Source organism: Streptomyces sp. ISL-12 (genome assembly GCF_018614415.1).
Lineage (GTDB): Bacteria > Actinomycetota > Actinomycetes > Streptomycetales > Streptomycetaceae > Streptomyces.
In genome coordinates this window covers 1-26,966 of the sequence record NZ_JAGGOO010000063.1, presented here as the reverse complement: position 1 = coordinate 26,966, position 26,966 = coordinate 1, and the positions used below count along the sequence as shown (strand labels likewise).

The 26,966-nt window shown below is 72.6% G+C and carries 20 protein-coding genes and 2 pseudogenes; 11 read left to right on the top strand and 11 right to left on the bottom strand.

What is annotated here, in order from left to right; translation table 11 throughout:
* Nucleotides 1-64 precede the first annotated feature (64 nt).
* Both J7I94_RS18010 and J7I94_RS18005 read left to right on the top strand, forming a co-directional pair.
* Nucleotides 65-385 (top strand): annotated as a pseudogene (locus tag J7I94_RS18010) (MFS transporter); the annotation flags it as partial.
* A gap of 454 nt (nucleotides 386-839) precedes the next feature.
* Nucleotides 840-1,625, top strand: coding sequence for a class I SAM-dependent methyltransferase (locus J7I94_RS18005; RefSeq protein ID WP_215168149.1), 786 nt, complete (start codon nucleotides 840-842; stop codon nucleotides 1,623-1,625).
* A 279-nt stretch (nucleotides 1,626-1,904) separates the two neighbouring features.
* On the opposite strand, the gene J7I94_RS18000 is transcribed toward J7I94_RS18005, so the two are convergent.
* The gene (locus J7I94_RS18000; RefSeq protein WP_215168148.1) at nucleotides 1,905-3,392 is read right to left on the bottom strand and encodes a DHA2 family efflux MFS transporter permease subunit; all 1,488 of its coding nucleotides are present in this window, start codon (nucleotides 3,390-3,392) and stop codon (nucleotides 1,905-1,907) included.
* Nucleotides 3,393-3,480: 88 nt separating this feature from the next.
* Between J7I94_RS18000 and J7I94_RS17995 the strand changes: the two genes are divergently transcribed.
* Complete coding sequence (locus J7I94_RS17995) at nucleotides 3,481-3,915, top strand: MarR family winged helix-turn-helix transcriptional regulator (RefSeq protein ID WP_215168147.1); 435 nt, start codon at nucleotides 3,481-3,483, stop codon at nucleotides 3,913-3,915.
* 121 nt (nucleotides 3,916-4,036) lie between these two features.
* On the opposite strand, the gene J7I94_RS17990 is transcribed toward J7I94_RS17995, so the two are convergent.
* Together J7I94_RS17990 and J7I94_RS17985 are read right to left on the bottom strand one after the other, a co-directional pair.
* A complete protein-coding gene (locus J7I94_RS17990; protein WP_215168146.1) occupies nucleotides 4,037-5,452 on the bottom strand; it encodes an APC family permease in 1,416 nt (471 codons plus the stop codon).
* Between the two features lie 66 nt (nucleotides 5,453-5,518).
* Nucleotides 5,519-6,109, bottom strand: coding sequence for a cysteine hydrolase family protein (locus J7I94_RS17985; RefSeq protein ID WP_215168145.1), 591 nt, complete (start codon nucleotides 6,107-6,109; stop codon nucleotides 5,519-5,521).
* A 181-nt stretch (nucleotides 6,110-6,290) separates the two neighbouring features.
* On the opposite strand from J7I94_RS17985, the gene J7I94_RS17980 reads away from it, so the two are divergent.
* A complete protein-coding gene (locus J7I94_RS17980) occupies nucleotides 6,291-7,274 on the top strand; it encodes a GlxA family transcriptional regulator (RefSeq protein WP_215168144.1) in 984 nt (327 codons plus the stop codon).
* Between the two features lie 289 nt (nucleotides 7,275-7,563).
* On the opposite strand, the gene J7I94_RS17975 is transcribed toward J7I94_RS17980, so the two are convergent.
* The 4 genes from J7I94_RS17975 to J7I94_RS17960 form a co-directional block, all read right to left on the bottom strand.
* Nucleotides 7,564-8,130: a hypothetical protein gene (locus J7I94_RS17975; RefSeq protein WP_215168143.1), complete on the bottom strand. Its 567-nt coding sequence runs from the start codon at nucleotides 8,128-8,130 to the stop codon at nucleotides 7,564-7,566.
* Nucleotides 8,131-8,539: 409 nt separating this feature from the next.
* Nucleotides 8,540-8,776: a hypothetical protein gene (locus J7I94_RS17970; RefSeq protein WP_215168142.1), complete on the bottom strand. Its 237-nt coding sequence runs from the start codon at nucleotides 8,774-8,776 to the stop codon at nucleotides 8,540-8,542.
* Between the two features lie 30 nt (nucleotides 8,777-8,806).
* The gene (locus J7I94_RS17965) at nucleotides 8,807-9,118 is read right to left on the bottom strand and encodes a hypothetical protein (protein ID WP_215168141.1); all 312 of its coding nucleotides are present in this window, start codon (nucleotides 9,116-9,118) and stop codon (nucleotides 8,807-8,809) included.
* 525 nt (nucleotides 9,119-9,643) lie between these two features.
* Complete coding sequence (locus J7I94_RS17960) at nucleotides 9,644-10,633, bottom strand: nuclear fragile X mental retardation-interacting protein 1 (RefSeq protein WP_215168140.1); 990 nt, start codon at nucleotides 10,631-10,633, stop codon at nucleotides 9,644-9,646.
* 59 nt (nucleotides 10,634-10,692) lie between these two features.
* Here J7I94_RS17960 and J7I94_RS17955 point away from each other — a divergent pair, with 59 nt between their 5' ends.
* Genes J7I94_RS17955 through J7I94_RS17945 form a run of 3 tightly spaced genes read left to right on the top strand, consistent with a single transcriptional unit; the run spans nucleotide 10,693 to nucleotide 18,535 of the window.
* The gene (locus J7I94_RS17955) at nucleotides 10,693-15,198 is read left to right on the top strand and encodes a peptidase C14 caspase catalytic subunit p20 (RefSeq protein ID WP_215168139.1); all 4,506 of its coding nucleotides are present in this window, start codon (nucleotides 10,693-10,695) and stop codon (nucleotides 15,196-15,198) included.
* Nucleotides 15,199-16,578 carry a triacylglycerol lipase gene (locus J7I94_RS17950; RefSeq protein WP_215168138.1) on the top strand — a complete coding sequence of 460 codons (1,380 nt, stop codon included), beginning with the start codon at nucleotides 15,199-15,201 and terminating at the stop codon, nucleotides 16,576-16,578.
* Between the two features lie 13 nt (nucleotides 16,579-16,591).
* Nucleotides 16,592-18,535, top strand: coding sequence for a pentapeptide repeat-containing protein (locus J7I94_RS17945; protein WP_215168137.1), 1,944 nt, complete (start codon nucleotides 16,592-16,594; stop codon nucleotides 18,533-18,535).
* A 96-nt stretch (nucleotides 18,536-18,631) separates the two neighbouring features.
* On the opposite strand, the gene J7I94_RS17940 is transcribed toward J7I94_RS17945, so the two are convergent.
* Entirely contained in the window at nucleotides 18,632-19,843 is a 1,212-nt protein-coding gene (locus J7I94_RS17940; protein ID WP_215168136.1) for a lactate 2-monooxygenase, read from the bottom strand.
* A 180-nt stretch (nucleotides 19,844-20,023) separates the two neighbouring features.
* Between J7I94_RS17940 and J7I94_RS17935 the strand changes: the two genes are divergently transcribed.
* Nucleotides 20,024-21,691, top strand: a complete 1,668-nt coding sequence (locus tag J7I94_RS17935) for a carboxylesterase/lipase family protein (protein ID WP_215168135.1) — start codon at nucleotides 20,024-20,026, stop codon at nucleotides 21,689-21,691.
* A gap of 19 nt (nucleotides 21,692-21,710) precedes the next feature.
* Here the strand turns inward: J7I94_RS17935 and J7I94_RS17930 are convergent.
* Nucleotides 21,711-21,947: pseudogene (locus tag J7I94_RS17930) on the bottom strand (DUF190 domain-containing protein); the annotation flags it as partial.
* A 221-nt stretch (nucleotides 21,948-22,168) separates the two neighbouring features.
* Here J7I94_RS17930 and J7I94_RS17925 point away from each other — a divergent pair.
* Together J7I94_RS17925 and J7I94_RS17920 are read left to right on the top strand one after the other, a co-directional pair.
* Nucleotides 22,169-22,939, top strand: a complete 771-nt coding sequence (locus J7I94_RS17925) for an oxidoreductase (protein WP_215168133.1) — start codon at nucleotides 22,169-22,171, stop codon at nucleotides 22,937-22,939.
* On the top strand, nucleotides 22,936-23,679 hold the full coding sequence (locus J7I94_RS17920; RefSeq protein WP_215168132.1) for an SDR family oxidoreductase: 744 nt from the start codon (nucleotides 22,936-22,938) through the stop codon (nucleotides 23,677-23,679). The genes J7I94_RS17925 and J7I94_RS17920 overlap by 4 nt, the downstream gene beginning before the upstream one ends.
* Here the strand turns inward: J7I94_RS17920 and J7I94_RS17915 are convergent.
* Nucleotides 23,628-24,584 carry a LysR family transcriptional regulator gene (locus J7I94_RS17915; RefSeq protein ID WP_215168131.1) on the bottom strand — a complete coding sequence of 319 codons (957 nt, stop codon included), beginning with the start codon at nucleotides 24,582-24,584 and terminating at the stop codon, nucleotides 23,628-23,630. The genes J7I94_RS17920 and J7I94_RS17915 overlap by 52 nt on opposite strands.
* A gap of 182 nt (nucleotides 24,585-24,766) precedes the next feature.
* Nucleotides 24,767-25,603 (bottom strand): prephenate dehydratase, encoded by an 837-nt coding sequence (locus J7I94_RS17910; protein WP_215168130.1) that lies wholly within the window; start codon nucleotides 25,601-25,603, stop codon nucleotides 24,767-24,769.
* 378 nt (nucleotides 25,604-25,981) lie between these two features.
* On the opposite strand from J7I94_RS17910, the gene J7I94_RS17905 reads away from it, so the two are divergent.
* Nucleotides 25,982-26,701 carry a dienelactone hydrolase family protein gene (locus J7I94_RS17905; RefSeq protein WP_215168129.1) on the top strand — a complete coding sequence of 240 codons (720 nt, stop codon included), beginning with the start codon at nucleotides 25,982-25,984 and terminating at the stop codon, nucleotides 26,699-26,701.
* Nucleotides 26,702-26,966: the final 265 nt, after the last annotated feature.

Sequence of the window (26,966 nt, the reverse complement as noted above, 5' to 3'; positions counted from 1 at the left end):
GAAGCGGTCGACAGCGGGTCTCGGTGGACGCGTCCGGAGGACAGACCGGCCACGGGCGCGGGCGGCCCCGGTCGCCGCCGCCGCGACCACCGGCGTCGCTCCCCGCGAGGCCGGGATGGCCTCCGGCTTGATGAACAGCTCCCGCCAGCTCGGCGGTTCCGTCGGTCTGGCCGCCCTGGCCACCGTCGCCGCGCACCGCACGGGTACGGCCACCGGCCCCGCCGCGCTCAACGACGGCTACGCCCTGGGCCTGGCCGTCGCCGCCGCCCTCTTCGTGCTCGCGGCGGGCGTGGCGATCGGCGTACTGCCGCGCCGCCGGACCGTCACCCCTCCCCCACGGCCCACCACCACGGCGGAGACCGAGCTGGAAGGCACACCGTCATGAAGACCGGCAGGGGCGGCCCGTTCGCCCCGGCGCTCCGCTTCCGTCCCCGCGACGGCAGGACGCGGGACGTCCGTGAGGATCAGGAGGACGTCACGGGAGGTCGCACCGCCGACGGTTCGCCGTCGGCGTCGACCTCGTCCTCGCCGGCATCACGACCGTGCGGCGAGAGCGGCGCGAGGCCGGCTGGGTACCGGCCCATGACGGTCGCGGGTGGGTGACGGGAAGCGGACGTGCGCTCGCGGCCCGGTTCTACGGAGTCAGGGAGTGCGGACGGGAGTCAGGGAACGGCCCGCCGCGCGTACCGGAAGTACGTCGGCCACACGGTGGGGCGGTCGTCCACCCCCGATGAGCGCGGCGTCCTGATACGCGGCTCCGGCGAGCAGAGCCGGACGGGCGGGTTCCCGGGGCACGACGTGACCCGTGCCCCGGGAACCAGCAACGGTGATCTCGGGTCATGCCCGGGACATCGGTGGCGCGTTTCTACGACGAACTGGCCGACGACTACCACCTGATCTACCCGGACTGGGACGCGAGCATCCGTCGGCAGGGCGACGCTCTGGACGCCCTGATCGGCGAGGAGCGCGCGGCCGTGCTCGACTGTTCCTGCGGCATCGGCACGCAGGCCATCGGCCTGGCGCTGCGCGGGCACCGCGTCACCGGGACCGATCTGAGCCCCCGCGCCGCCGCCCGCGCCGCCCGCGAAGCCACCTGCCGGGGCCTGAGCCTGCGCACGGCCGCCGCCGACATGCGACGCCTCCCGTTTCCCGACGGCCGGTTCGGCGTCGTCGTCTGCGCCGACAACTCGCTGCCGCACCTGCTGACGGAACGGGACGTGCGCGCCGCCCTGGCCGAGATGCGCCGCGTGCTGCGCCCCGCCGGCCTGCTGCTGGTCAGCACCCGCCCCTACGACGACCTGCTGCGCGACCGCCCCACCTCGACTCCCCCACAGGTCCACCGGGTCACCGACCGTGCCGGCGGCGGAGACGGCGGAGACCGGACCGTCACCTTTCAGCTCTGGCACTGGCACGACGACGGCGAGCACTACGACCTGGAACACTTCCAACTGCTTCCGGCAGACGGGGAGTGGCGTGTCCGGGTCCGCCGGACCACCTACTGGGCGCTCGGCCAGGACCGGCTGGCCGGGCTCGCGGCCGAGGCCGGGTTCGTCGACGCCGGTTGGCGAATGCCGCGGAGGACCGGCTTCTTCCAGCCCCTGCTGGTGGCCCGCGCCGGCACGTAGGTGATTCCACGCGCCGGCGTGATCAAGGGTGGGCACCCGGCCGCGTCCGTGTCAGACGGATTCGCGGGCATCAGGCGTGGTCGTCCGGAACGGCCTCGCGACGCGCGGTGGCGGCAGGTGCCCTCAGAGTCCTCGAAGGCCGCCGAGGACCGGGCCCCGCATGAGAGACCGGAGCATCGTGGATCGGCTTGTTGCCCGGCCGATCGGGTGGAGGGCCCGCGGCGAGGGTGTCACGGTCACGCGTCGTCGCGCCACGCGTCATGCGTCACGCGTCACGCGTCACGGGGAGTCGACAGGCTCTGGACGTCCCCGCACGGGTCCGGGCCGGGCGGCGGCCGTGGTCGTGCCGCGGGCCGCGGCGCGGGCGGGGCCGTCGGGGAGGGTGAAGGCGAAGACCGCCGTGATCGCGGCCAGCGCGGCCAGCGCCAGGTACGCCTGCTGGTAGGCGGTGACCGGCGGGTCCGCCACGGCGGCGGGCGGGGTGCCCAGGACAAGGGCGGTGGTCACCACGGCCGGGGCGAGGGCGCCGCCGGTCTGCCGGACGACGGTGTTCAGCGTGGTGGCGTGCGGCAGGTCCCGCGGGTCGATCGTGGCGAGGGAGGCCACCGTCGTCGGGATGAAGAAGCAGCCCATGCACAGGCCGAGCAGGAACATGTAGAGGCGGAACGTCCACAGGCTCGTGTCCGCGTCGCAGGTGGCGAACAGCAGCAGCACGACACTGACGCCGGCCGTACCGCAGCCGACGATGAGACGCGGGCCGATGCGGGCGTACAGCACGCCGACGACCTGGACGGTCAGCAGCACGCCGAACGCCTCGGGGAAGGTGGCCGTGCCGGACTCCGACGCGCTGCGGCCCTGGGCCTGTTGCAGGAACAGCGGCCCCAGGTACATGGCGCCGAGAATGGGCACCAGACCGACCAGATTGAGCAGGTTGGTGTCGCGGAAGAGGCGGTCGGCGAACAGCCGTATCTTCAGCAGGGGGACGCGGACGCGGAGTTCGTGGACGACCGCGGCGGCCAGCAGGACCGCGCCCGCGGCCAGGGAGACGACGACGGCGTCCGACGACCAGCCGCGGTTGGGGCCTTCGCAGACACCGAACATCGCGGTGCCCAGGCCCGCCGCGCTCAGCAGCAGACCGGGCAGGTCGAAGCGGCCCGGCCGGCCGCCGTGGTGCCCGGCCAGGAACAGCGCGCCGAACAGTACGGCCGGCAGGCCGACCGGCACGTTGACGTAGAACACCCACCGCCAGGACAGGTGGTCCACCAGCAGCCCGCCCAGGATCGGCGCGACGGCCGGGGCGATCTGCTGCGGGATGATCGTGTACCGGGAGACGCGTACCTGCTCGGAGGCGGTGAAGGTGCTGAACAGCAGTGCCGCCGAGGCGGGCAGCAGCAGTCCGGCGGACAGGCCCTGGACGGCGCGGTAGGCGACGAGCTGGCCGAGGTCGGCGGCCGCGCCGCACAGGGTCGACGACACGAGGAACCCGACGAGCGCGGTCAGCAGCACACGTTTGCCGCCGAACCGCTCGACCAGCCACGCGGAGGCGGGTATGGCCATCGCCAGGCAGACCGGGTAGACCACGACGACCCCGTCCAGGGCCGCCGTCGTCAGCTCGAACTGCCGGGCGATGGAGGGCAGTGCCACGGTGGTGATCGCGCCGTCGACGATCGCGATGAAGGTCACGCAGACACAGACGACCGGGACGACGAGGCGCTGGCTGAGGCGGAGGGACAGGGCAGACAGCACGGAGGAGTGACGTCGGCGCATGTGCTGAGCATACACACTATGTGTGGGCTCAGTACCCTGGACTTCCCGGTCACGAACGCGTGCCGGAGCGGAAGACAGGACGGCGGACATGGCGGCGGTGCAGGGCAGCAGCGACATCCTGATCGACGAGTTGTACGAGACGACGTACCGATTGCGGGACTTCGTGGAGACCCGGCTGCGGGAGAAGGGGGCGTCGGTGGCGCGGCTGCGCGCGCTGCGCATGCTGGACCGGGCCCAGGAGCCCCTGCGGATGCGGGATCTGAGCGAGATGGCGGGCATCGCGCCGCGCACCGCGACGAGCATCGTCGACAGTCTGGAACGTGACGGGCTGGTGGAGCGGGTCCGCCACCCCCGCGACCGGCGGGCCTTCCTGCTCCGGCTCACCGAGGAGGGCGTGCGCTGTCACCGCGAGGCGGAGGAGGTCGACCGCCTGGCGCTCGCGGAGGCGACGGCCGCCCTGGACGCCGGTGAGCGCGAGCAGTTGCGCGGTCTGCTCGCGCGGATCAGGGAGCACACGGTCTGACGGCGGCGGACGACGACGGCGGACGACGGGGACGGGCAACAGGCGACGGGCAACAGGCGACGGGCAACAGGCGACGGGCAACAGGTGACGGGCAACAGGCGATGGCCGGGGTCTGGACCGGTCAGGACGGTGCTGACGGCTTGTCGGCCGGCTCTGCCGTCCCGGCGGACGACGGCTCGTCGGCCGGTTCCGTCGCCCCGGTGGTCCGTACGGGGTGGCGGGCGCGGCGTACGGCGACGAGGGCGGCGAGTACGGCTCCGGTCGCCAGGACCGGCAGGCCGCGCAGCCAGACAGCGGCCTCGACCTGTGTGGCGAGTACGACGCAGGACACGGCCCCGAGCACCGGGAGCACGGTCGGGGCCCGGAAGTGGCCGGTGTCCCCGGGGTCACGGCGCAGCACGAGCACGGCGACGTCGACCATGAGGAAGACGACGAGGAGCAGCAGGACCAACGTGGACGCCAGGGTGGCGACGCTGCCGGTGAGGGCGAGCGCCATCGACAGCGCGGTGGTGACGGCGATCGCCGCCCATGGCGTACGGCGGCCGGGCAGTACTTCGGTCAGGGCGCGGGGCAGCAGTCCGTCGCGGGCCATGCCGTAGGCGAGGCGGGAGGACATGATGCCGGTGAGCAGGGCGCCGTTGGCCACCGCGACCAGCGCGACGGCGCTGAACAGGAGGGGCGGTACCCCGCCGGCCTCCTCGACGACCTCCAGCAGCGGTCCGCTCGACCCGGCCAGCCGGGCGGTGGGCACGGCGGCCGACGCCGCGAGGCCCACCAGCACGTACACGGCTCCCGCGGTCGCCAGCGCGCCGAACAGGGCGCGCGGGTAGGAGCGCCGCGGGTTCCGGGTCTCCTCGGCGACGTTCACCGAGGTCTCGAAGCCGACGAAGGAGTAGTACGCCAGCACGGCCCCACTGAGCAGGGCCGGCATCACCCCCTTCTCCGGAGTTCCGAGCCGGCCCAGCCGGCCCGGGTCGCCGTCGCCGCGCAGCAGCAGCCAGCCGCCGAGGGCGACGATGACGAGCAGGCCGCCGACCTCGATCACGGTGGCGACGACGTTGGCGCGGGTCGACTCCCGTACGCCACGCGCGTTGACCAGGGCGAGCAGAGCCAGGAACAGTACGGCGACCAGGCCCACGGGAAGGGTCACGAAGGCGGACAGGTAATCGCCGCCGAAGCCGCGCGCCAGCGCGGCCACGGAGACGATGCCGGCGGCGAGCATGCAGAAGCCCGCGATGAATCCGGCGAAGGGCCCGAAGGCGCGGGTGACGTAGTGGGAGGCGCCGCCCGCGCGGGGGTACTTGGTGGCCAGTTCCGCGTAGGAGGCCGCGGTGAGCAGGGCCAGCAGCAGCGCGAGGGTCAGCGGGGCCCACACCGCTCCCCCGCTGTCGGCGGCCACCTGGCCCACCAGGACGTAGACGCCCGCGCCGAGGACGTCGCCCAGGATGAAGAAGTAGAGCAGGGGGGTGGTCAGGGTCCGCTTGAGCGCCGGGCCCTCGGTGTCCGCCGCCGACAGCGGTTTCGCGACTCTTGCCATGCACCGACAGGTCCCCCGCGCACCGCGCGTCACGCCTCCGCGTTCGGGTCGCAGACCCCGGGCCGGTCAGATCAGGGACTTGCCGGAGGCGACGACGACGCCGTACAGGTCGCCGATGGTGGCGAGGGCGCCGTGGTGGATCTGCGCGGCGGTCAGGTCGGTGTCCGCCGAGCGGAGGGGGCGGGTCGCGCAGGCGTCGGCGACCACGGTGGGACGGTTGCCCCGCAGGAACGCGCCCATGGTGGTGGCCAGCACGCACATGTGCGTCATGAATCCGATGACGATGACGTCCCGGTGGCCGGCGGCGTCGACGTGCGCGGACAGGTCGGTGCCGGCGAAGGAGTCGGGAGTGGTCTTGACGACGACGGGCTCGCCCTCGGCGGGGGCCACGCTCGGGTGGATCTCGCCGATCTCGGCCCGGATGTCGTAGGGGGTGCCTTCGCCGCCGTCGTTGACGACGTGGATCACCGTGGTGCCGGCCGCGCGGGCCCTGGTCAGCAGGGCGGCGGCGGAGTCGAGCGCGTCCTGCCAGCCGTCGAGTTCCATCACTCCGCCGACGTAGGTGTTCTGGTAGTCGACGAGGATCAGGGTGGAGTCCGCCAGGGACGCGGGGGTGCCGTCGAGGCTGTTGAGTTCGCGCAGGGTCGTCGTGGACACAGGGATATCCCCTCGGGAGCGGGTGAAGGTGGCCGGGTGGCTGTACGGCCGGGTGGCTGGTACTGCGGCGCCCGTACGGGGCGGGGCCGTGACAGAAACGCTAGGGCCGCCGGTGCCGTGTCGGCAATGTCGTCTAACCTGCAGATCCGGACATCACCGTGGCCGACCGGACGGAGGACCCGTGAGCACCCTCGAACGCCTCGTCGTCATCGTCGTCTTCGAGGGCGTGGACCTGCTCGACGTCACCGGACCGCCCGAGGTGTTCTCCCTGGTGCGGCGGGAGGCCGGCGACTCGGCGGGCTACCGGGTCGTGCTGGCCGCCGCGGCCATGTCCCCCGTCACCACGGCCGCCGGCGTACGGGTCCTGCCCGACACGACCTTCGAGGAGGTGGCGGCCGAGCGGATCGACACCCTGCTCGTGCCCGGCGCGGTGGACGCCGACCGTGAGCAGGGGGTGCGCGCGCTCACCGATCCCGAGGTGGTGGGCTGGGTCCGCAAGCTCGCCGACGGCACCCGCAGGGTCGCCTCGGTGTGCGTCGGGGCGCACGTCCTCGCCGCCGCCGGTCTGCTCGACGGCAAGCGCGCCACCACGCACTGGTCGACGGCGCGGCAGCTCGCCGCCGAGCACCCGCGCGTCGAGGTCGACGCCGATCCGATCTTCGTGCGGGACGGCGCGGTGTGGACCGGTGCGGGCATCAGCGCCTGCCTCGACCTGTCCCTCGCCCTCGTCGCCGAAGACCTCGGTGAGGCCGTGGCTCTGCGTGTCGCCCGGCAGCTCGTGATGTACCTGAAACGGCCGGGCGGGCAGAGTCAGTTCAGCGTCCCCCTCGAACCCGCCTCCCGGTCACGGCGGGTGGAGGACCTCCGGCACCACGTCCTGCGCTCCGCCGCCGGCCCGCTCACCGTCGCCGACGTGGCCGCGTACGCCCATGTCGGCGAACGGCAGCTCACCCGAATCTTCAAGGCCGAACTGGGCATGACGCCGGGCGCGTACATCGAGTCCGTCCGCGTCGAAATGGCCCGTCACCGGCTGGAGACCACGGACGACACGCTCGAACACGTCGCCGGCACCTGTGGTTTCGGGACCGTCGACACACTCGTCCGCGCCTTCCGCAGGCGCCTGGGCGCCACGCCCACGGAGTACCGGCGCCGGTTCCGGACCTGACCGCCCGGGCAGCCGCACCACACGTCGGGGTCGATCACCCCGCCCGTACCGGCCACGGGGTCCACGAGGGCCTGGTGCGCCGGGCAGCCGTCGCGGCTTCTTCCGTGAACACGCGGTCGACGAGCGGGCGTTGGGCGACGGCCGGGAAGACACCGACGGCGACGGCCTCGCCGGACGCGTCCGGGGCGGGCGGCGGGCACCGGGCTGCTGAAGCGGCGGCACGAGGGCGTACGGCTCAGGGCTCACGGCCGGCGGCAGGCCGCGTCGTCATGCGCCGCCGTGCGCGACGCTACTTCCCCGGCATGGTGGCGGCCAGCTCTCCCACCGGGGAGACGTCGTGGCGGTCGCCGTCCCGGCCGCCTCGGCACCACCACACCGGTGGGCCGGGCGCGCCCGCCTCGTCCTGGTACCAGTCGTCCGCGGTCGTCCCCGCGGGACGCACGTGCGTTCCGGTGTTGTGTTCCCGGCAGGTCGGCCAGACCTGCCGGAGCAGTTCCATGACGGTCTCCTGCGCCGCCTCCGCGACCACGGTCAGGACCGTCGCGGCGTCGTCCGGTTCCGGCGCGTCGCCCTCCTCCGGGTCGTACGCGTTCACGGGATTGCCGTGCCAGCGGCCGTCCGGCAACGCCACGTGGACGTACCCGCCGTCGGTCCCGTTCGGGAGCGGGGGCTCCCCGGACGGGACGACCACCAGTATCAGCGGCTCCTGACCCGGCAAGGTCGCCGTCACGTCGCGGTTGACCACGGCGAGGGCGGCCTCCAGCTCGGGCCACTGACCCGGCTCGGCCGGCCCGGGCTCCGGGAGGGGCTGCGGGTCGTGGTCAGGACCGAGGCTCAGGTGCGAAAAGTAGCTCACCGAGGCATCATCCCAGCCACCCGTTCGCGGCTTCCCCACAGGCCGCGCGGTGCACCACGACTCCCGTCACCGCCCTGGTCCACGCCGTCCTCGTGCCGCGTTTGGCCAGGCCATGCTGATGACAGACTGCCTCCTTGACAGCACTGCGGACTTGGACCGTGACCGTTCTCCTCACCTTGAACGCGATTCTCGATGCGGGCGGCCTCTTCTTCGCGATACGCGCCGCACTCCGTCCTTCGGCGCTCGTCACGGAGGGCGCCGAAGGGGTCGGAGGTTCTCTGCCGGCGGCACCGTCGCGACCGTCGAGCATGCCCTGGTCGCCATCCTGATCTGGTGACGAGCGCGATCGTGCCGCTTCTGCCGGCCGCTGTCGTACCCTCAGCAGGTCGAAACGTGCTGACCGACATCGTCAGCGTTGCTTGGGGGCGAGTGCCCGGGTGTCCGTGTCGACGCGGTAGTTCTCGACCACGTCCGTCAGGCGTCCGACGACCTCCTGGGGGTCACCGTCGGCACTGACCTCCGGAACGTCCAACTCCGTCACGCGCTCGCCCGCCTGCGGCACGAGGCTCGCCACCGGGGCGCCGGGAGGAGACGCCGCGAGGGCGGAGATGAACCCTTGCTCGTCGTGTACAACAGAAACACGCATGCCGAATCCCTCCAGCGATCCCGGTTACGGTCAGGCGGTAGTACGGGTGAGGTAGACGGTGTAGGACTTGACGGTTCCCTGCCCGCTGACCCCGCTGTTCCTCACCTTCGCCCAGAGGTTGGACTGGACATTGCTGATGTCCCCGGAGCCGATGTCCTTCTTGCCCACCGAGACGTCGTCGAGCGTCAGCCAGTAAAGGGTCTGCCGGAAGTCGGTGACCGGGTGGGCGGACAGCGTGAAGGTGCCCTGGTCGAAGAACGAATGAGGGCTCCACGAGATCTCTCTCCGGTACCCCGGCGGCAGGTTCTGGACGAAGTAGTAGGAAAACGTCTGAGTGGCCATCGCTTCCTCCTGGGTGCGCGGACGTCCAGATCGGCGTATGCCGCCGTTCCCGGAGTTCCGCCACCCGAGGCATTCGCGGTCGAGCCTTGTAGGCAGCCGAACTGCTGGCCGCGACGTTCGCCGCCCCTCTTCCACCGTGATTCCGACAGCCCGGTAACGCAAATCGATCAGGCCGGTGCGGTCTCGCATCAGCCTGACGCGATCCGCGCCGGCTCCCACCCGGGCGCTGCCTCCACGTCTGGAAGGCACCGGCGACGACCGGCAACCCGAGCCAGGAGAAGAACCCGGCGTGGGGTGGTGGGGGCGAACCGGACGGACAGGACGAGACCGAGGACGACGGTTTCCTGGTCCTGGAGTGGACCCTGAGATGGACTGGGCGAGCCTCGAGATCCGTGGGGCCGGGTTCCGTCGTCGGCGTCGAGGCGCTCGTCCTCGGCCACGTTCCTCGACCACGTTCCTCGGTCATGTCCCTCGGGGAACGTGGGCGGGGAAGCCCCCTGCGACGTCTGGTCCCGGCCCTCCGGCTCACAGACCGCGGTCCGACATGACCTTCCGCTCGGCCTGTTCCACGGCGAAGCGGCCGGCCGGGTCGCCGCCGGCGCGTTCCACGGCGCCGCGTACCAGGGCGAGATAGAAGAGGGCCGGCGCGCAGGGTGTCCACCGCTCCTCCGGCTCGTCCGCGATGAAGCCGAACACTGACTCCGGGTCCGCGTCCACGAACTCGAACCGGTCGTGCTCCCACTTGTCGGTGACACCGCGCGTCCAGCGAAGGCGCAGCGCGGGCTCGTCGAGCTCGGGCACCACCGCGCGGAAGAACGCCGCCCACTGGTGGTTGACCAGGTCGAGCCCGAATCCGAGCAGCTCCACCCTGGTCCTGTCCCCGTCGTGCACGGCGAGTTCCTCGAAGAGGGCGCGGCGCGCCACCGCGTGCAGGCTGACCGGGCTGCCGTCCCGAGGCAGGTCGTGCTGCTGGGCCAGGCCCTCGTTGGCGGAGGAGTTCCACCGCGCGCTGTTCGGCCCGGCGACCTGGGCGCTGCGCCGGGAGAACAGCATCTTGCCGTCCTTGCCGGTCTCCAGGGCCACGTTGATGCCGAAGCTGCAGTTCATCCAGGAGGGCGCGTCGGCCGGGTCGTTGCCCTCCAGATACTGCTGGCGCAGCGTGAGGCCGTTCTTCTGCCGCCGGTCCAGGTTGAGCGAGGTGGTGAGGAAGTCGAAGTAGTCGGCGTCCCGCACGGCGAGGGACACCACGGGTACCTCGGCCAGATGCGTACGGGTGATCACGACCCGCTCGACCGCGAAACGCGCGTTGTTCCACCGATGCGGCAGCCCGCCGGCCTCCTTGCGCTCCTCCTCCGCCTCGATGGACCGCCGCCAGGCGGCGATCTCCTCCGGGAACTGCACACGCTTCGGCGTGTACTTGACGTGGACGTTCTCCTCGTCGATGGGCCGGGTCCCGTCTCCCTCGAAGAGATGACAGCCTGTCGCCCGGCCAACCACGGTGAATCTGTCTCGCATCGCCAACTCCACTGGTAAACAAGCTGTGGTGGATACTTTCGGGGGGTGCTGTCGATCTCATGGTACGAAGCGACACGGACAGCCGGCTGGCGTTGCTGAAAGCCGAGCGGCGCTCTTCTTCCCTGGTGGGCACGATCGCCGTGCCGGAGTACCTCCATCCGGACGAGGAGGAGCGGCAGAGGCTGCGCCGCCCGCAACTGGCCGAGGTCCGCGACCGCTTCACGGAGACGGTGCGGGAGCGGCTGGGGTTCGGGGAGACCCTCCGGGCCGACCGGGGCGGAGCGGCCCGGCGGCAGCTGTGGGCCGGGCTGGAGGAATTCGTGGCCGTCGGCGCCCAGCGCAAGATCCTCTACTGGACGGGGCACGGCGTCCAGCGAGCGGGCGAGGGCTACTTCCTGGCCTGCGCCGACTCGTGGCAGTCGGGCGAGTTCGACCCCGCCCGGGCCGTCCCCCTGCTCGAGCTGGTGGGGTTCCTGCTGCGGCCGGAGTACGAGACGGACACCCTGTTGATCATCGACGCCTGCTCCTCGCAGAGCTACAACTCCCTGGGCGAGGCGGTGCGGCACGCCGTGGAGCTGGAGCGGGACTCCGCGGTGATCCGGGCGCGCCAGAGCCGGCGGAAGGGGTTCGCCGTCATCGGCACCTCGGGGGCGGACGCGCAGGTGCCGGCGGGCCGCTGGGTGACATGGCTGGAGGAAGCGCTGGCCAAGCCGGACTTCGTGGCGGACGACCAGGCCCGCCCGTTCGAGCCGTCCGCGCTGTACCTGCCGCTGCCGTATCTGTGCCGTGCCGTGGACGCGCGGGCCGCGGACGACGGTCTGGACGAACCGGCGCAGCGGCCGGACTGCCGGGAGGTCCGGGCGCTCCCCAACAACTTCCTCGACAACCCCTACTACCATCAGTCCGACCGGCCGGTGTACACCCCGGCCGTGCTGACGCGGCGCAAGCCCTGGATCGAGGCGGAGCAGTTCGGTCTTGAGGAGAACAGCCATCTCAGCCGCCACTTCACGGGCCGGCGGGACGCGCTGAGCCGGATCGTGCGCTGGATGGACACCCACCCGAAGGGGCTGCTCGCGGTGACGGGCCTGGCGGGCACGGGGAAGACCGCGCTGCTCGGCTGGCTGGCCCTCACCTCGCTGCCGAGCTGGCGGGAGACCCTCGGTGCGGACCTCGACCCCGCGACGCTGCCCCGGGCGGGGACCGTCCACGCGGCGCTGAGCTGCCGGGGGCAGTCCGCCCATTCGCTGGCCGCGCATCTGCGGGAGGTGCTGGCGGACATCGACGGGGCGCCGCCGCTGCCGGAGGAGCCGGTGACGTCCGAGACGTTCACCGCCGCGTTCGGGGAGCTGGTCGGCCGGGCGGGTTCGGTGAACCTGCTGTTCGACGCGCTCGACGAGGCCCTTCCGGACCAGGCGTACGCGATCGCCCGCCACGTCTTGGGCCCGCTGGCGGACACGCCCGGTGTCCGGGTGATCGTCGGCACCCGGACGCAGCCCCGCCGGCGTACCACCGCGCCCGCGGAGGAGGAGTCGCTCCTGGACGCCCTGGAGCTCAGCGTCGAGCCCGTGGTCCTGGGGGACGACGAAGAGGCGCGCGCCAGCATCACCGGCATGGTGCGGTCCGTACTGGACACCGAGCACTCCCCGTACCGGGGTGACGCGTGGCGGGAGGACCGCGACTGGACGGCGGAGACCGTCGCGGCGCGGAGTCACGGCTCGTTCCTGGTGGCCCGGCTGACCGCGACCGGGCTCGCCCGGCGGACCACGGTCGCCGCCGAAGCCGAGCTGCTGGCGTGGCTGCGTGACGGCGGCACGGGTCTGCGCACCCGTCTGGCGGAGGAGACACGCCACCTGAGCGAGCAGCCCGGCGCGCGGCGGGCCCACGAGGTGCTGCGGGCGCTGGCGGTGATCCAGGGCCCCGGGATGTCCCCGGACGCGGCCTGGCTGACGCTCGCCAACGCGCTGCGCGACGCCGGCTCGCCGGAGCTCACTGCGGAGGATCTGCGACAGGTGTGCCGGAGCGCCGACGGCGGCATCGTCGCCCCCCGGAAGGACGGCGCACGGCAGACGGCCGGGCGGATCCGGCATCAGCTGGCCCATCCGAGTTATGGCGAGTTCTTCCTCTCCGACGCCGGACTGACCGCTCGCGAGGCCCACCGCAGGGTGCTCGACGCGCTGCGCGCCCGGGCCGGCGGCGACTGGAGCGGCGCCGACGAGTACACCCTCGAATACCTGGGCGCCCACGCCGCCCAGGTGGGGCCGGACGCCCTGCGGGAGCTCTTCGAGGACGTGGGTTTCCTGCTGCGCACGAACCCCGATGTCATGCTGCCGCTGGCGGCGGGCCTGGCCCGGGACTGCGACGGCGCCGCGTTGTACGGCAGGGTCGCCGGCTCGTTCCCCCGTGCGTCCGGCCCGCTGCCGGCGTCGGTCCTGCTGGAGCGCAAGGCCCTGCTCAGCGCCACCGCCTTCGTCAGCCACCGTGACGCGACGTACCGGACGCTGGGGACCGCCGAGGGCTTCCTGCCCTGGCAGGAGTACTGGACCGACGTCCCGCCGGACCCCCCGGAGTGGCGGCGCGCGGCGCCTTCGGGCGGCGCGCGGGCGCTGAGCTGGCGCGCCGGGACCGGGGCGGTGGGGCTGACCCGCGCGGACACCCTGACCGCCGGCGGACTGGGGGAGGTCCAGGTCCTGCACCCGGAGTCGGGTGCCCGGCTGCTGACCCGTCGGCTGCCCCGGACCGGCGGGGAGCGCGGACGCCCGCTCAGCGAGGTGCGTGAGGTGGGCGCGGGAGCCCGCTGGGCCACCGTCGCCCGGGACGATCAGGCCGTGTACTTCTGGCGCGCGGGTGCCCGGATGCCCGATCAGGAGTACCGGTGGGGCGGCAGTGTGCGGGCCCTGTCGGTGGCCGAGGCGGAGGGCGAGAGCGTGGCCCTGGCGGCCGACGGGGACCGGGTGTGGGTGTGGGTGTGGCAGAGCGGCACGCGCCTGGACACGCAGCTGAAGGAGGTGCGGACGGCGGATGTGCGGCATCTGGCGGCCCTCACCCTGGGCACGCGGATGTTCGTCCTGGCCGCGGGCGCCGAACGGGTGGAGCTGTTCGAGGTGGGCCGGACCCGCACCGGGGGCGGCGGTCTGCGCGCCTGCCGGACCGATCCCGGCGTGACCCTGGCGGCACCCGCGATGGCCGCCGCGGCGTTCGCGGTCTCGCCCCGGGAGGGCTTCCTCGCCGTGGCCGACGGGACCGCTGTGCACGTCTGGCGGTGCGAGGCCGTGTCCGGCGCCGAGCCGGTCATGGAGAGGACGGCGGCGTATCCCTCGAACGCGCGCGGCCTGGCCTTCGGGCGGTGCGGCGACGAACTGCTGCTCGCCGGGTACGAGGAAGTGGCCGTGCGGATCTGGTCCGTCGGGCGGTCCGGACGCGAGGCCACGCTCGTTCTGGACGCTCCCCGGGAGGGCGCCGTGGCGTTCGAGCCGGGCGGTCAGGGACTGCTGGCGGTCGCGGACGGCCCGTACATCCGGGTGGTGGACGTGCTCCCCGCGCTGGAGGCCGGGTACGGGATCCAGCGGCGGCCGAGCAACGAGCGCCCGGTCCTCGCCCTGGCCGGCGCGCCGGACGGTCCGCCGCTGCTGTGCCGGGCCTGGCACGACCGGATCCGGATCTCCCGGCCCGAGCAGGGGGATCCGGCCTCCCTCGCGGCCACGGAGCTCGCCCACGACGGGCGCACGGTGACGGCGGTGGCCGCGGTGCGGGCGGCGGACGGCTGGACGGTGGCCGCCGCGGCCGGCCGGACCGTGCGGCTGTGGCGTCTCGACGAGGATCTGTCGGCCGTCACCCACCGGGACCTCCCGCTCGGCGGGGACGCCGGCCAGCCGGCCCGCGCGCTGAGCCTGGTCGGCGATCCGGCCGCCGGCATCCTGCGGCTGAGCGTGGCGGACGGCCGGCGGCTGGTACGCCACGAGGTCCCGGCCGATGTCTTCGGCGCCGGGACCGCGGTGCGCGAGATCCGGACCGACCGCGGGTTCTGCGGGATCGACACGAGGGTCCTGCGGGACGGTTCGTACTGGATGGCCGGGGATCTGAGCGACCAGCTGCGGGTGTGGACCGAGGGTGAGCACGGCGTCGAGCAGCGCGTCCTGCTCACGGCCGGACCCTCCTGCCTCGCTCTCGGGGAGCTGTACGACGACGAGGACGACGCCTCGATGCCCCTGCTGGCCTGGGCGGACCACGGCAGCGTGTACGTCAAGGACTGCTCCGGCGACGAGGGCATCCACCCCCCGGAGCGGCTGCCGGGGGACTTCCCCGACGTGACGTCCCTGATGTTCGCCGGCCCCGTGGAGCGGCCCGTGCTGTTGCTCTGCGCGCCGCAGGCGGTGTCACGCGCGTGGGACGTCTGGTCCCGGCAGTGGCTGGCCGGGCCGGGGATTCCCACCCGGGGGTACGACGTGCACGCCGTGCGTGCCGCGATGGACCCGGAGGGTCTGGTGATGGCGTTGCAGGGCGAGGACCGTTGCGATCTGATCCGGCTGCCGCACACGTTCTTCGGCGCCGGGACACGGGGAGTGTGAATGGAACACGATCTGGTGGTTTTCGTCCCGGGGTTCCTGGGCACGCGGCTGTGCCGGGACGGCGAGGACCTGTGGGCGCGGTGCGGTGAGCGGCTGATCGGTTCGTCGGCCGCGGCGCTCGCCGAGGTGGCCCTCCCGCCGGGGCTGGGGGACGCGCCGCCCGAGGGCCCCTTCCGGCTGGACGCCGACGCGCTGCTGCAGGTCCCCGACTCCGTGCCCGGGCTGCTGTCCTGCATGGGCTATCCGGATGTCCGTGCCGCCCTCGGCGACCCGCTCGACGCGCAGTTCGTGCCGTTCGGCTACGACTGGCGGCTGTCCCACCGGCTGGTGGCCCGGCAGCTGAAGGCACGGGTGGAGCGCGAGCTCGACCGGTGGTGTGCGCGGGTCGACGCGTACTACCCGGACCGGTCCGACGAGCCGCGCGTCATTCTGGTCTGCCATGCGACGGGCGGTCTGATCGGGCGGCACTATCTGGAGTGCCAGGGCGGCCGGGAGACCGCCCGGGTCCTGGTCACCCTCGGCACCCCGCAGCAGGGGCTGGTCCAGGCGGCCCGGCTGCTGGCCGGTCACGCGGTCCCCGGCGACGCGGGCCTCGGCGCGGACGTGGCCGCCCGGCTGAACGAGGCCCTGCGCGACTGGGCGCTCGACCTGCCGGCCGTCGTCGAGATGCTGCCGTGGTACCCCGCCGTGCGAGTCGAGACGAAGAGCCGTGAGCGGCAGATCACCGACAACCGCTACCCGGTCCCCGGACTGCCGGGCGACGCCGTCCGCGAGGCGCTGGCCTTCCGGGAGGAGTTCCGCTCGGCGCACGACGAGCACCGGCGCGCGGGCCCCCTCCCCTACGCCGTGCACTGCCTCGGCAGCGTCGGCTTCCCCAGCCCCGAGACACTCGTGCTCTCCGGCGACGGGTCACGGATCACCGACAGCCTGACGGGACCCGGCGACGGAACGGTGCCGCGCCGGTCGGCCGTCGCGGACTGGACGGGGACGGACCCCATGCTGTGGACCGGGTTCCGCAACACGGACCTGGCCGGCGGTCCCGCGCTGCGGGACGCGATGCTCGCGATCCGCGCGGGACGCCCGCCCGGCGGGGCGCTCGCCGGTGACGAGGGCATCGCCCTGCACCTGCCCCGGGACCCGGTCGCCGCCGGCCGTCCGTTCGTGATCGAACTGCTGGGACACGATCTGCCACAGCGCGATCTGCGGACGTTCATGTGGCGCTCGGGCCGCGCCGACAGACAACCCGTCGTCTTCCGGCCGTACGAACCCGACCGATACCGGGCGGTGCTGGAAACCACCCCCGGACGCTGGGTGATCGAGGCGCTGGTCGACCGGCCGAAGGGGCGTGACCGCAGGGACGTGACGGTCGTGGCGGTATGAGACGGGGGCGGGGATGACCGGAACCGACGCCCCCGCGTGGCCGCGGTGCGGACACCTCGACGCCGGGGAACGCTGCCGCGGGCGCACAGTGGGCTCGTACCGTGCCTGCCTGGCGCACCTGGGCAGCGCCGAACGGGCCGCCCACCTGGCCTCGCTGGCCCCCGGCGCCGACCTCGACCACCGGGGCACACCCTTCACCCAGAGCCTGCTCGACGAACTCCTCGCACCGCTCAGGGATCCGGCGAGCCGGCGGGCACGGGTGGGTGAGGCAGCGTTCGACGAGGTCCGGTTCACCGGAGACGCGGAGCTCGAGGGGATCGACTTCGGCGGCTTCTGCTCCTTCGCGTCGGCCGTGTTCGGCGGGGGCCTGTACGTCCGTGAGGTACGCACCGGGGGTGATCTCCGCCTCGGTGCGGCACAGGTCGCGGGAGATGTGTGGCTGGACGACACCGAAGTGGGCGGTGACGCCTGGTTCTACGGGACGCGGATCACCGGCACCTTGCGGTTCTGTGTCCACCGGGTCGGCCGCAGTGCGGTGTTCAAGGGCATGACGTGCGCGGACGCCTACTTCTCGGGGGTCCGGGTGTGCGGCGTCGCCTCCTTCGACGGCGCGGTCATCGACGGGGAGGCCTCCTTCGACGGCGCGGTCTTCGAGGACGGTGCCGGCTTCGAGGGGACCCGGATCGCCGGCCGGGCCTGTTTCGACGGTACGCACTTCCACCGGGGCAGGGCCTGCTTCGACGGAGCGGACATCGGCGGGGACATGCCGTTCGCCGAGGCCCACTTCGCGGCGGAAGCCACGTTCGACGGGGCCGCGATCGGTGGTGACCTGTCGTTCTCCGAGGCCCGGCTGGAAGCCGGGGTGGATTTCCGGCGGACGGTGTTCCGGCGTACCGCGCGGATCGGCCCGCTGGTCTGCCCGGGGACGGCGGACTTCTCCGACGCCGTGTTCGAGGCCGCGGTGACGCTGGAGGCCGCCGCGCGGCAGGTGCGCTGCCGGCGGACACGGTGGGCGTCCACCGCCGCGCTGCGGCTGCGGTACGCCGAGGTCGACCTGAGCGACGCCGTGGTGGAGTTCCCGGTGACCGTCGTCGGCCGTCGTCGCCCGTTCGTCTCGCCGGAGGGCGAGGTGATCACGGAACCGGGGCTCACCGACGACCGGGTCCGTGTCACCTCGGTCAAGGGCGTGGACGCCGCGCACCTGGTGCTGGCCGACGTCGACCTGAGCGGCTGTCTCTTCGTCGAGACGGTCCACCTGGACCAACTGCGGCTCGAAGGCCGCTGCGTCCTGTCGTCACCGCCCGGCGGACCGCGCTGGATCCGCCGCCGGACCCTCGCCGAGGAACACCACTGGCGGGCGACCCGGTACCGCGACGGCTGGACACCCGCGCCACCGGGCGTCCAGCCGCACGAACCCGCCGTCCTCGCACCGCTCTACCGGCAGCTCCGCAAGGCACTCGAGGACGGCCGGAACGAGCCGGGCGCGGCCGACTTCTACTACGGCGAGATGGAAATGCGCCGCCACGACACCACGGCGTCCCGCGGTGAGCGGACACTGCTGCGGCTGTACTGGGCACTTTCCGGGTACGGCCTGCGCGCCATGCGCGCCCTGGGCTGGCTGGTCCTGGCGATGACGGCCACCGTGCTCGCGATGATGCTGTGGGGGCTGCCGCAGACCGACCTGGACCCGGTCAGCGCGGGAACCACCGACGGCCGCCGCGTAACCCTGACGACCAGGAAACCGGCGCCCGTCAACCCGGAAGGGCCGTACACGAAGCGCCTGTCGACCGCCCGGTTCGAGAAATCCGCGCGGACCGTGGCCAACTCGGTGATCTTCCGGGCGTCCGGACAGGACCTGACCACCACCGGAACTTACGTCGAGATGACGGCCCGCCTCGTCGAGCCGGCCCTGCTCGGACTGGCCGTCCTCGCCGTGCGCAGCCGCGTCAGACGATGACATGTTCCGGGTCACACACGATGACATGTCCCGGGTCACACACGATGACATGTCCCGGGTCTCACGCTTCCCGTACCCCCATGCGCCCAGGTGTTCTCACCGAGACCACGGTGCCGGGCCCGCCCCCGGTGCCCGCAGGAGGCAGTGGGGACCGAGTTCCCCCGGGCTGGTGAAGCCGGACAGGGCGAGGGTCAGTTCGAACTCCGCGAGGAGGGTCCGGATGACGTGCTCCACACCTGGCCGGCCGTCGAGGGCCAGCCCGTACACGTACGGCCGGCCGAGGAGTACCGCGCGGGCGCCGAGCGCCAGCGCCTTGAGGACGTCGTCCCCCGTGCGGACGCCACTGTCGAACAGTACGTCGAGACGGGCCCCGGCGGCCTCCACGATCGCGGGCAGCACGTCGAGGGAGCCGACGGCGCCGTTGACCTGACGACCGCCGTGGTTGGACACCACGAGGCCGTCCATGCCGGTGTCCACGGCCCGCCGCGCGTCGTCGGGGTGCTGGATGCCCTTCAGCACGAGGGGTCCGTTCCAGTGCTCGCGCAGGAACGCCAGGTCCTCCCATGTCTTGCCCGGGTCCCCCGACATGCGGAAGAAGTGCGTGACGGCGGCTTGCGGATCCTCTTCGACGGGTCTGGCGAGCCCTGCGAGAAACGCCGGGTCGGTGAAGTAGTTCGCCGTCCCCACCCCGTGGAGGAAGGGCATGTACGCCTGGTCCAGGTCGGCCGGCCGCCAGCCCAGGAGCCAGGTGTCCAGCGTGACCAGCAGCGCCGTGCAGCCGCACGCCCGGGCGCGTGCCAGGAAGCTCTTCGTGACCTCCCGGTCCTTCGCCCAGTACAGCTGGAACCAGCGTTCGCCGTCTCCCATCGCCTCCGCGACCTCCTCCATCGGCGTGCTCGACGACGAGGAGAGAACGAACGGGACGCCCTGCGCCGCGGCGGCCCGGGCGGCGGCCCGCTCCGCCTCGGGATGGACCACCGCGAGGGCACCGACAGGCGCCAGCGCGACCGGAACGGGCAGCCGGCGGCCGAGCACCTCGACCGACAGATCCCGTACGCGGACGTCACGCAGCATCCTGGGCACGATGCGCCACTGGTCGAACGCCTCGCGGTTGGCGCGCGCCGTACGCCCGTCGCCCGCGGCTCCCACCACCGTCCCCACCGGTCCGGCGCCGAGCCGCCTCGCGGTCAGGTCCTCCAGACGGTTCAGGTCCGTCGGCAGTCGGGGCGGCGCCCCGGCCAGGCCGTCCCGGAAGATCTCGTGCTGGTACGCCGTCCAGTCGATTCCCTGTCCCGCTCCACCGCTCATACGGAATCCCTTCCGCACCCCCCTCCCCCGCGCCGGGGCCGTGCCGAGTTTCACCCGACTGCCCGTACCGGCCGCTTCCACCGTGTCGAGGGCTTATATGTGTTTCTGGACATGTGACGGCGCATATGTCTCGTGTCTTCTCCGTGCTCACGGCGACCCGAAGCGAGACAGGCGGCGGCCATGGCAGCGAAACGCACGGCGGTGATCGCGGTCCTCGCGAGCGCGGTCTTCCTCCTGGTGGGCACCCCGGCCCCGGAACCCACGCGCGCTGCGGTGTCCGCCGACGCCGCCGCCACGGTGCGCACCGACAGCGGCCTCGTCCGGGGCCTGCGGACGGGTACCCACGCTCTCTTCCGGGGCATTCCCTACGCGGGACCGCCCAAGGGTGCTCACCGCTGGGCCGCACCGCGCCCGGTACGGCCCTGGAAGGGCGTACGGAACGCCGTGCGGCCCGGCCCGCTCTGCCCTCAGGTCGCCGCCCCCTACGCGGGCGTGTCGAGCGTGGAGGAGGACTGTCTGGTCCTCGACGTCACCACGCGGGCCCCGGCCGCCGCGGAGCGGCCCGCCCCCGTCCTGGTGTGGATCCATGGTGACGGCTCGGTGGGCGGGGGAAGCCTCTTCGACGCGCGGCGGATCGCCGACCGCGGCCTGGTCGTCGTGACGGTCAACTACCGCCTGGGCGTGTTCGGCGGCTTCGGTTATCCGGGGCTCGAGGGGTCGGGGACGTTCGCCCTCCAGGACCAGCAGGCGGCGCTGCGCTGGGTCCGGCGCAACGCCGCCGCGTTCGGCGGCGATCCCGGCAACGTCACCGTGGCCGGGGTGTCGTTCGGCGCGGGCGCCATCAGCGGGCACCTCACCTCGCCGGGGGCGCGGGGGCTGTTCCACCGCGCCGTGCTGGCCAGCGGCGAGGGCATGATGGACATGCCCGCCGGCGCGATGGGTGAGGGGGTACCGGCGTACCCGTACTACGCCTGGCGCACGGAGCGGGAAGTACGCGACGCCGGCGTGGAGATGACCTCCTCCCTGGGCTGCGCCGGGCGCGACCCCGAGCGTGCGCTGCGGTGCCTGCGCGCGCTGCCGGTGGAGAGACTGCTGGCGGTCCCGAACATCATGAACGTCTTCCAGACGTTCGCCTACGGCACCGAGGTGCTTCCGGAACTGCCGGAGAAGGCTCTGAAGGAAGGCCGTTTCCCTCGTGTCCCGGTGATGTCGGGGGCCACCAGGGACGAACACCGGCTGTTCGTCGGGATGGCCCACGACGCGGTCGGCTCCCCCTTCACCGCCGCCCAGTACGAGCGGGCGCTCGCCACGGCGTTCGGCGACCGGGCGGACACGGTGAGCGCGTACTACCCGGTCGGGGACTTTCCCTCGCCCGCCCTGGCCTGGGCCACCGTGGTGACCGACCGGATGTGGGCCCGGGGCACCTACGCCCAGGCGCTCGCGTTCGGGCGTCACACACCCACGTACGCCTACGAGTTCGCCGACCGGGACGCCCCCATGTACCTCCCCTTCCCCGGGGACTTCGACTTCGGTGCCTATCACTCGGGCGACACCCCGTACGTGTTCGAGGACGAAGGCACGCAGAAGCACTTCACACCGGCCCAGGTGCGTCTGTCCGGCACGATGACCGACCAGTGGGCGCAGTTCGCCCGCACCGGCGATCCGAACCGGCCGGGACTTCCACGGTGGCCCCGGTTCGATCCGGCCCGAGCCGTGCCGTACACCCAGTCCCTGGCGCCGGACCGTGTCGGGCCGGTCGACTACGCCCGGGAACACCGGCTCGACTTCTGGCACCGGCTCGCACGACAGGACTCCGTCCCGCAGGCGGAGCCCACCGAGGGAAAGTAGCCGGACGCCGGCCACGCACTCAGCGCGGAGGCTGTGCGGGCGGCGAGTCAGTCACCCTGTCCGCCCGATGTGCGCTGCCGGCCCGCACGACCCGGACGGGCTCCAGGGGGATCAGGCCCTCGATGTTCATCTCTTCCAGCCGCGGGAGGAACGCCTGGACGCGTTCCTCGGTGTCGACGATCACCACGGCCACGGGAAGGTCGTCGGCCATCGACAACTGGCGGGTGGTGTGGACGGCGTGCCGGCCGCCGAAGCCACGTTCAGGCTCCCGTGCGCCCCGCCGTACATGTGGTCGCCCATAGGCAACCCCTATACCCTCCGCTCATTTTTCGTCTTTGCCTCTCAAACCATTCCGGATCTACGGTGAAACAGCTCGACGCGGCGAGATGCGAACGCGGTTATCCAGGATCAGTACCGATGCGCGTATTCCGTTTCTCAGCCGAGTGGGACCGATATGAAATCGAGAGGATGAATGGCATGACCACAGCCATGAAGAACTCAGACATACGAGAGCTCGCGGGAAAGCGGGCCGTGGTCACGGGCGGCTCGCGTGGAATCGGCGCCGCCATAGTGCGCCGGCTCCTGGACGCGGGTGCCGAGGTGCTCACGACCGCCAGGTCGGAGGCGAGCCCGGTGCCGGAGGGCGCCGCCTTCGTGGCGGCCGACGTGCGGACACGGGCCGGGGCCGAGGCGGTCGCCGAGGCCGCGCAGGAGGTGCTCGGCGGGGTGGACATCCTGGTCGACAACGCGGGCGGAGCACGGCCGTTCCCGAACGCCTGGGACATTCCCGACGAGGAGTGGCAGGACCAGCTGGACCTGAACTACCTGGCGTCGGTACGGCTGGACTCGTTGCTGACCCCGGGGATGCGTGAACGGCGTTCGGGCGCGGTCGTGCACGTCTCCTCGGCCGCCGTACCCACCTCGGCCCCGCCCTTCCTGCACTACACGGCGGCGAAGGCGGCGCTGCAGAACTACAGCCGGGGACTGGCCCTGGAACTGGCCCCGTTCGGAGTCCGGGTCAACGCGGTCTCTCCCGGCAGGACCGCCACCCCGGGCGGCGAGGCGACGCGGGAGGCGTGGGGAAAGCTGGTGGAGGAGGGGCCTGGGCAGGACAGCACCGCGCCTCCGCTGGGGCGCGACGGCCGTCCCGACGACATCGCCGACGCGGTGCTGTTCCTCGTGTCGGACCGGTCGAGCTGGCTCACCGGGCGGAACCTCACGGTGGACGGCGGCGAGTTCCCGGTATGAGCGAGTACAGCGGAAAGAACGTGGTGATCACGGGCGGCGGCAGCGGCATAGGTTTCGCGACGGCGAAGCTGCTGGTGGACGCCGGAGCACGCGTGGTGATCACCGGCCGGTCCCGGACCACCCTCGACGCCGCGGCGGAACGCCTCGGCAAGAACGCGCTGGCCGTCCGGAGCGACGTGGCCTCACTGCCCGACCTGGACGCTCTGGCCGCCCGCGTCCGGGACGAACTCGGCACGGTGGAGGCGCTGTTCGTCAACGCCGGCATCACCAGCGCCATGCCTTTCGCGTCGACGACCGAGGAGATGTACGACGAATCGTTCGCGATCAACGTCAAGGGGGCCTTCTTCACCGTGCAGAAGCTCGCCCCGCTGCTGAGCACGGGCGCCGGCGTGGTCCTCACCACCTCGGTCGCGAACGTCATGGGCATGCTGGAGACCAGCGTCTACGCGGCCGGCAAGGCAGCGCTGCGCTCGATGGCCCGCAGCTTCTCCCGGGAGCTTCTCCCCCGCCAGATCCGTGTCAACGCGATCAGCCCCGGTCCGGTCGACACGGGAATCCTGGAGAACACGATGACCAAAGAGGCCGCCGATCAGTTCAAGGCGGAACGGGTGGCGGAGAATCCCATGGGACGTCTCGGGACTCCGGAAGAAGTCGCCAGGGCGATGGCGTTCCTGGCCTTCGACGCCACTTACACCACGGGCACCGAGTTGGTGGTGGACGGCGGCATCACCCAGTTGTGAACAGTTCCTGGCCCGTTGCCGGAAAAGCCGGTGTAGGACCAGGACTCCTGACGCAGGAATTCGAGCAGGGCCATTTCCGCCGGACCCGCGCCGGGCCGGACCGCGGCGACGGTGGGCATGGAAACGGCGGGGAGGACGGGGCGCGTGAGGTGCTCGAACCCGGGAGGCACCGCGGAGGCCGGGAGGAGGGTCACGCCCAGCCCGTGCGCGGCCCAGCGCACCGCCGTCGCCGTCTGGGAGACGCGGGCGACCGTGGCCGGGGCCAGCCCGTTGTCCCGCAGCACCTCCCGCAGTACGCCGTCGAGCGCGCTGCCCTGGTCGAACCTGATCCACGGCTCCCGTGCCACGTCGCGCAGCTCGACCCGGTCCGCGGCGAGCTGCGCGTGCTCGGGACTCAGTACGACGACGAACTCCTCGTCGCCGAGGTGGTGGCCCTCGTACAGGCCTTCCTCGCACTGCCCGCCGATCAGGCCGAGGTCCACCACGCCCCGGCGTGTCAGCCGCTCCAGCTCGGCGGGGTTCGCCTCCTCGAACACGGTGATCTCCAACCGCGGGAAACGGCGGCGCAACGCGCTCAGCGCGCCCGGCAGCTGTCGCGTGCCCAGTCCCATCTGCGCCGCGACCACCAGCTCGCCCTCCAGCTCGTCGGCACCGGCCCGCGCCGTCGCCTTCGCCCGTCGCGCCGCTCGCACCGCGACCTCCGCGTCCCGCAGGAAGGCGCGGCCGACCGCGGTGGGCACCAGCCCGGCCGGTGTGCGGGAGAACAGCGTCACGCCGAGTTCCCGCTCCAGTCCGCGGATCTGCTGCGACACCGAGGGCTGAGCGACGTGCAGGGCCTCCGCCGCCGCCGTCACCGAGCCCGCCTCGGCCACGGCCAGGGCGTACTCGAACTGACGAAGGGTCATCGTCTCTGTCTCCTTCTCACGCCGGAGCAGAGCAACGTGCTCGCGGCCCGGCGCTGTTCCCGTCTTCCGGCGACCGGACGGAAGCGGCGGCATCAGCTGGCTGCCCAGTTCTGTCCGGACCTCCCCGGGCTCCCGAGGTCACTGTGCCAGGTCCCCGAGGACGTCACCCGCCATCCGGGCGGTCAGCCCGTCGTCCGGTGCGGATGCGCGGGGTACACCCCCAGGACGCGTACCTCGGAGGAGAAGAACCGCAGCTCGTCCAGGGCCAGGGCGAGGCGCTCCTCGTCGGGGTGGCCCTCGATCTCCACGTAGAAGCGGCTGGCGCCGAGTCCCGCACCGATCTGGTAGCTCTCGATCTTGGTGAGGTTGATCCCGCTGCTGGCGAATCCGCCGAGCGCCTTGTACAGCGCGCTCGGGATGTTGCGCACGCTGAAGAACACGCTCGTCATGGTCGGCTGTCCCGGGTCGGTGGCGAAGGCCGGGTCCCGGGACAGGACGACGAAGCGCGTGGTGTTGTCCGGGTCGTCCTCGACCTCGGCGCGCAGCACGTCGAGACCGTACAGCCCGGCCGCGGCGGGCGGGGCGAGGGCCGCGTGCCGCGGGTCGCCCAGTTCGGCCACCTCGCGCGCCGCGCCGGCGGTGTCGTCGCTCACCAGGGTGCGCCAGCCGCCCTCCCGCAGCAGCTTGCGGCACTGGCCCAGGGCGTGCACGTGGCTGCGGACGCACTCGACCTGGTCCAGGGTGGCGCCGGGCACGCCCATCAGGTCGAAGCGGATGGCGAGGAAGTACTCGGCGACGATGTACAGCCCCGACTCCGGCAACAGATGGTGCACGTCGGCGACGCGTCCGGCCGCGGAGTTGTCCACCGGGATCACGGCGACATCGGCGTCACCGAGGGTCACGGCGTCCAGGGCCTGTTCGAAGCCCGTGCAGGGCAGTTCGGCACACGCGGGGTAGAGGGCGTGCGCCGCGGTCGCCGAGTTGGATCCGGGTTCACCCTGGTATGCGACGGTCGTCACCGTGTTCAGCCTTCCTGCGGGAGGTTCTGTCGTCGGGCGGCAGAAGCTCCGCTGCGTACCGCGCCTGCTGAAGTATCGCCTGTCCGACGCCGCGGGCGTCGTCACGGCTCCGCCCCGTCGTACTGCGGCGGCTCGTGGAAACCTGCCTTCAGGCGAGTGGCTCGCCGGCGTCCGGCCTCCGGCGTCCCGCGATGGAGCCTCCGCGAAAACCGGTTGGCGGACCCCGGCGGCCCCTGCTACCTTCCCGAAGGCCGTGCGAGAGATCGAGGAGGTGGTACCCGTGAACGCAGTATCGACATGGGTGCTCCCCTCCGGGGTCACGGTCGGGCGGCAGGTCGTCCGGGAGCGCCGCTTCGCGCCCTCCCGAAAGGCACGACCGTGCACTTCACTTCCGAACAGCACCTCGAAGACGGCGTCCTCGCACGCGAATTCATGCTTGGTGAGATCCCCGGCACCCTGTGGACGCCTGGATCAGCACCGGCCCCGCTGATCCTGACGGCCCACAACAACGGCCTGCCCAAGCGGGATCCGCGACTGGTGGCCCGGGCCCGGTACTCCGCGGCGCACGGCTACGCGGTGGCCACCATCGATGCCGCCGGGTGCGGCGACCGGCCCCGTTCCGCCGCCGACGAGCAGGCCCGCGCCGACCTCCGCCGGGCGATGCGGGCCGGCGAGCCGGTCGACGGGATCTTCGAGTCCTTCATCGGCCCGCTGGTCGAAAAGGCGGTCCCGGAATGGCAGGTCACCCTGGACGCCCTCCTCTCGCTGCCCGGCATCGGCGGCCCGGTCGGGTACTCCGGGTGGGCCGCCCTCGGTATTCGGCTGGCGGTGGTCGAGCCGCGCATCGCGGCCGCCTGCTTCTTCGCCGGGGGTTACGTGCCCCGCGCCCAGCGCGAGGAGGCCCGGCAGGTCGGCGTTCCGCTGCTGTTCCTGCTGCAGTGGGACGACGAAGGCAACCCCCGGCAGCGGGCCCTCGACCTGTTCGACGCCTTCGGCACCAGGGAGAAGACGCTGCACGCCAATCCGGGCGGGCACGCCGGCACCCCGTGGTTCGAGGTGGAGGACGGGGACCGGTTCTTCGGCCGACACCTGGAGTGAGGCCGGGACGCCTGGCCGGCAGCGGACGACGGGCGATGCCGGCCAGGCGGCGGGCCGGGTACCGGTGATGCCGGTCTCCGGCCCGGTGCGCGTACGCACGCGCCGCCCCGACCGGCGGTACCGGCGGTCGGGGCGGTTGCGCGCCCGCCGGGCACCGCCGATCAGGAGGGCCCGGACCAGGATGCCCCTAGGGCCTGTCGTTTGGATCACGCCGCAGACGCGGGGTCTGGCACGCGCATCTGCGGCGTTGTCGTCACTCGCCGAC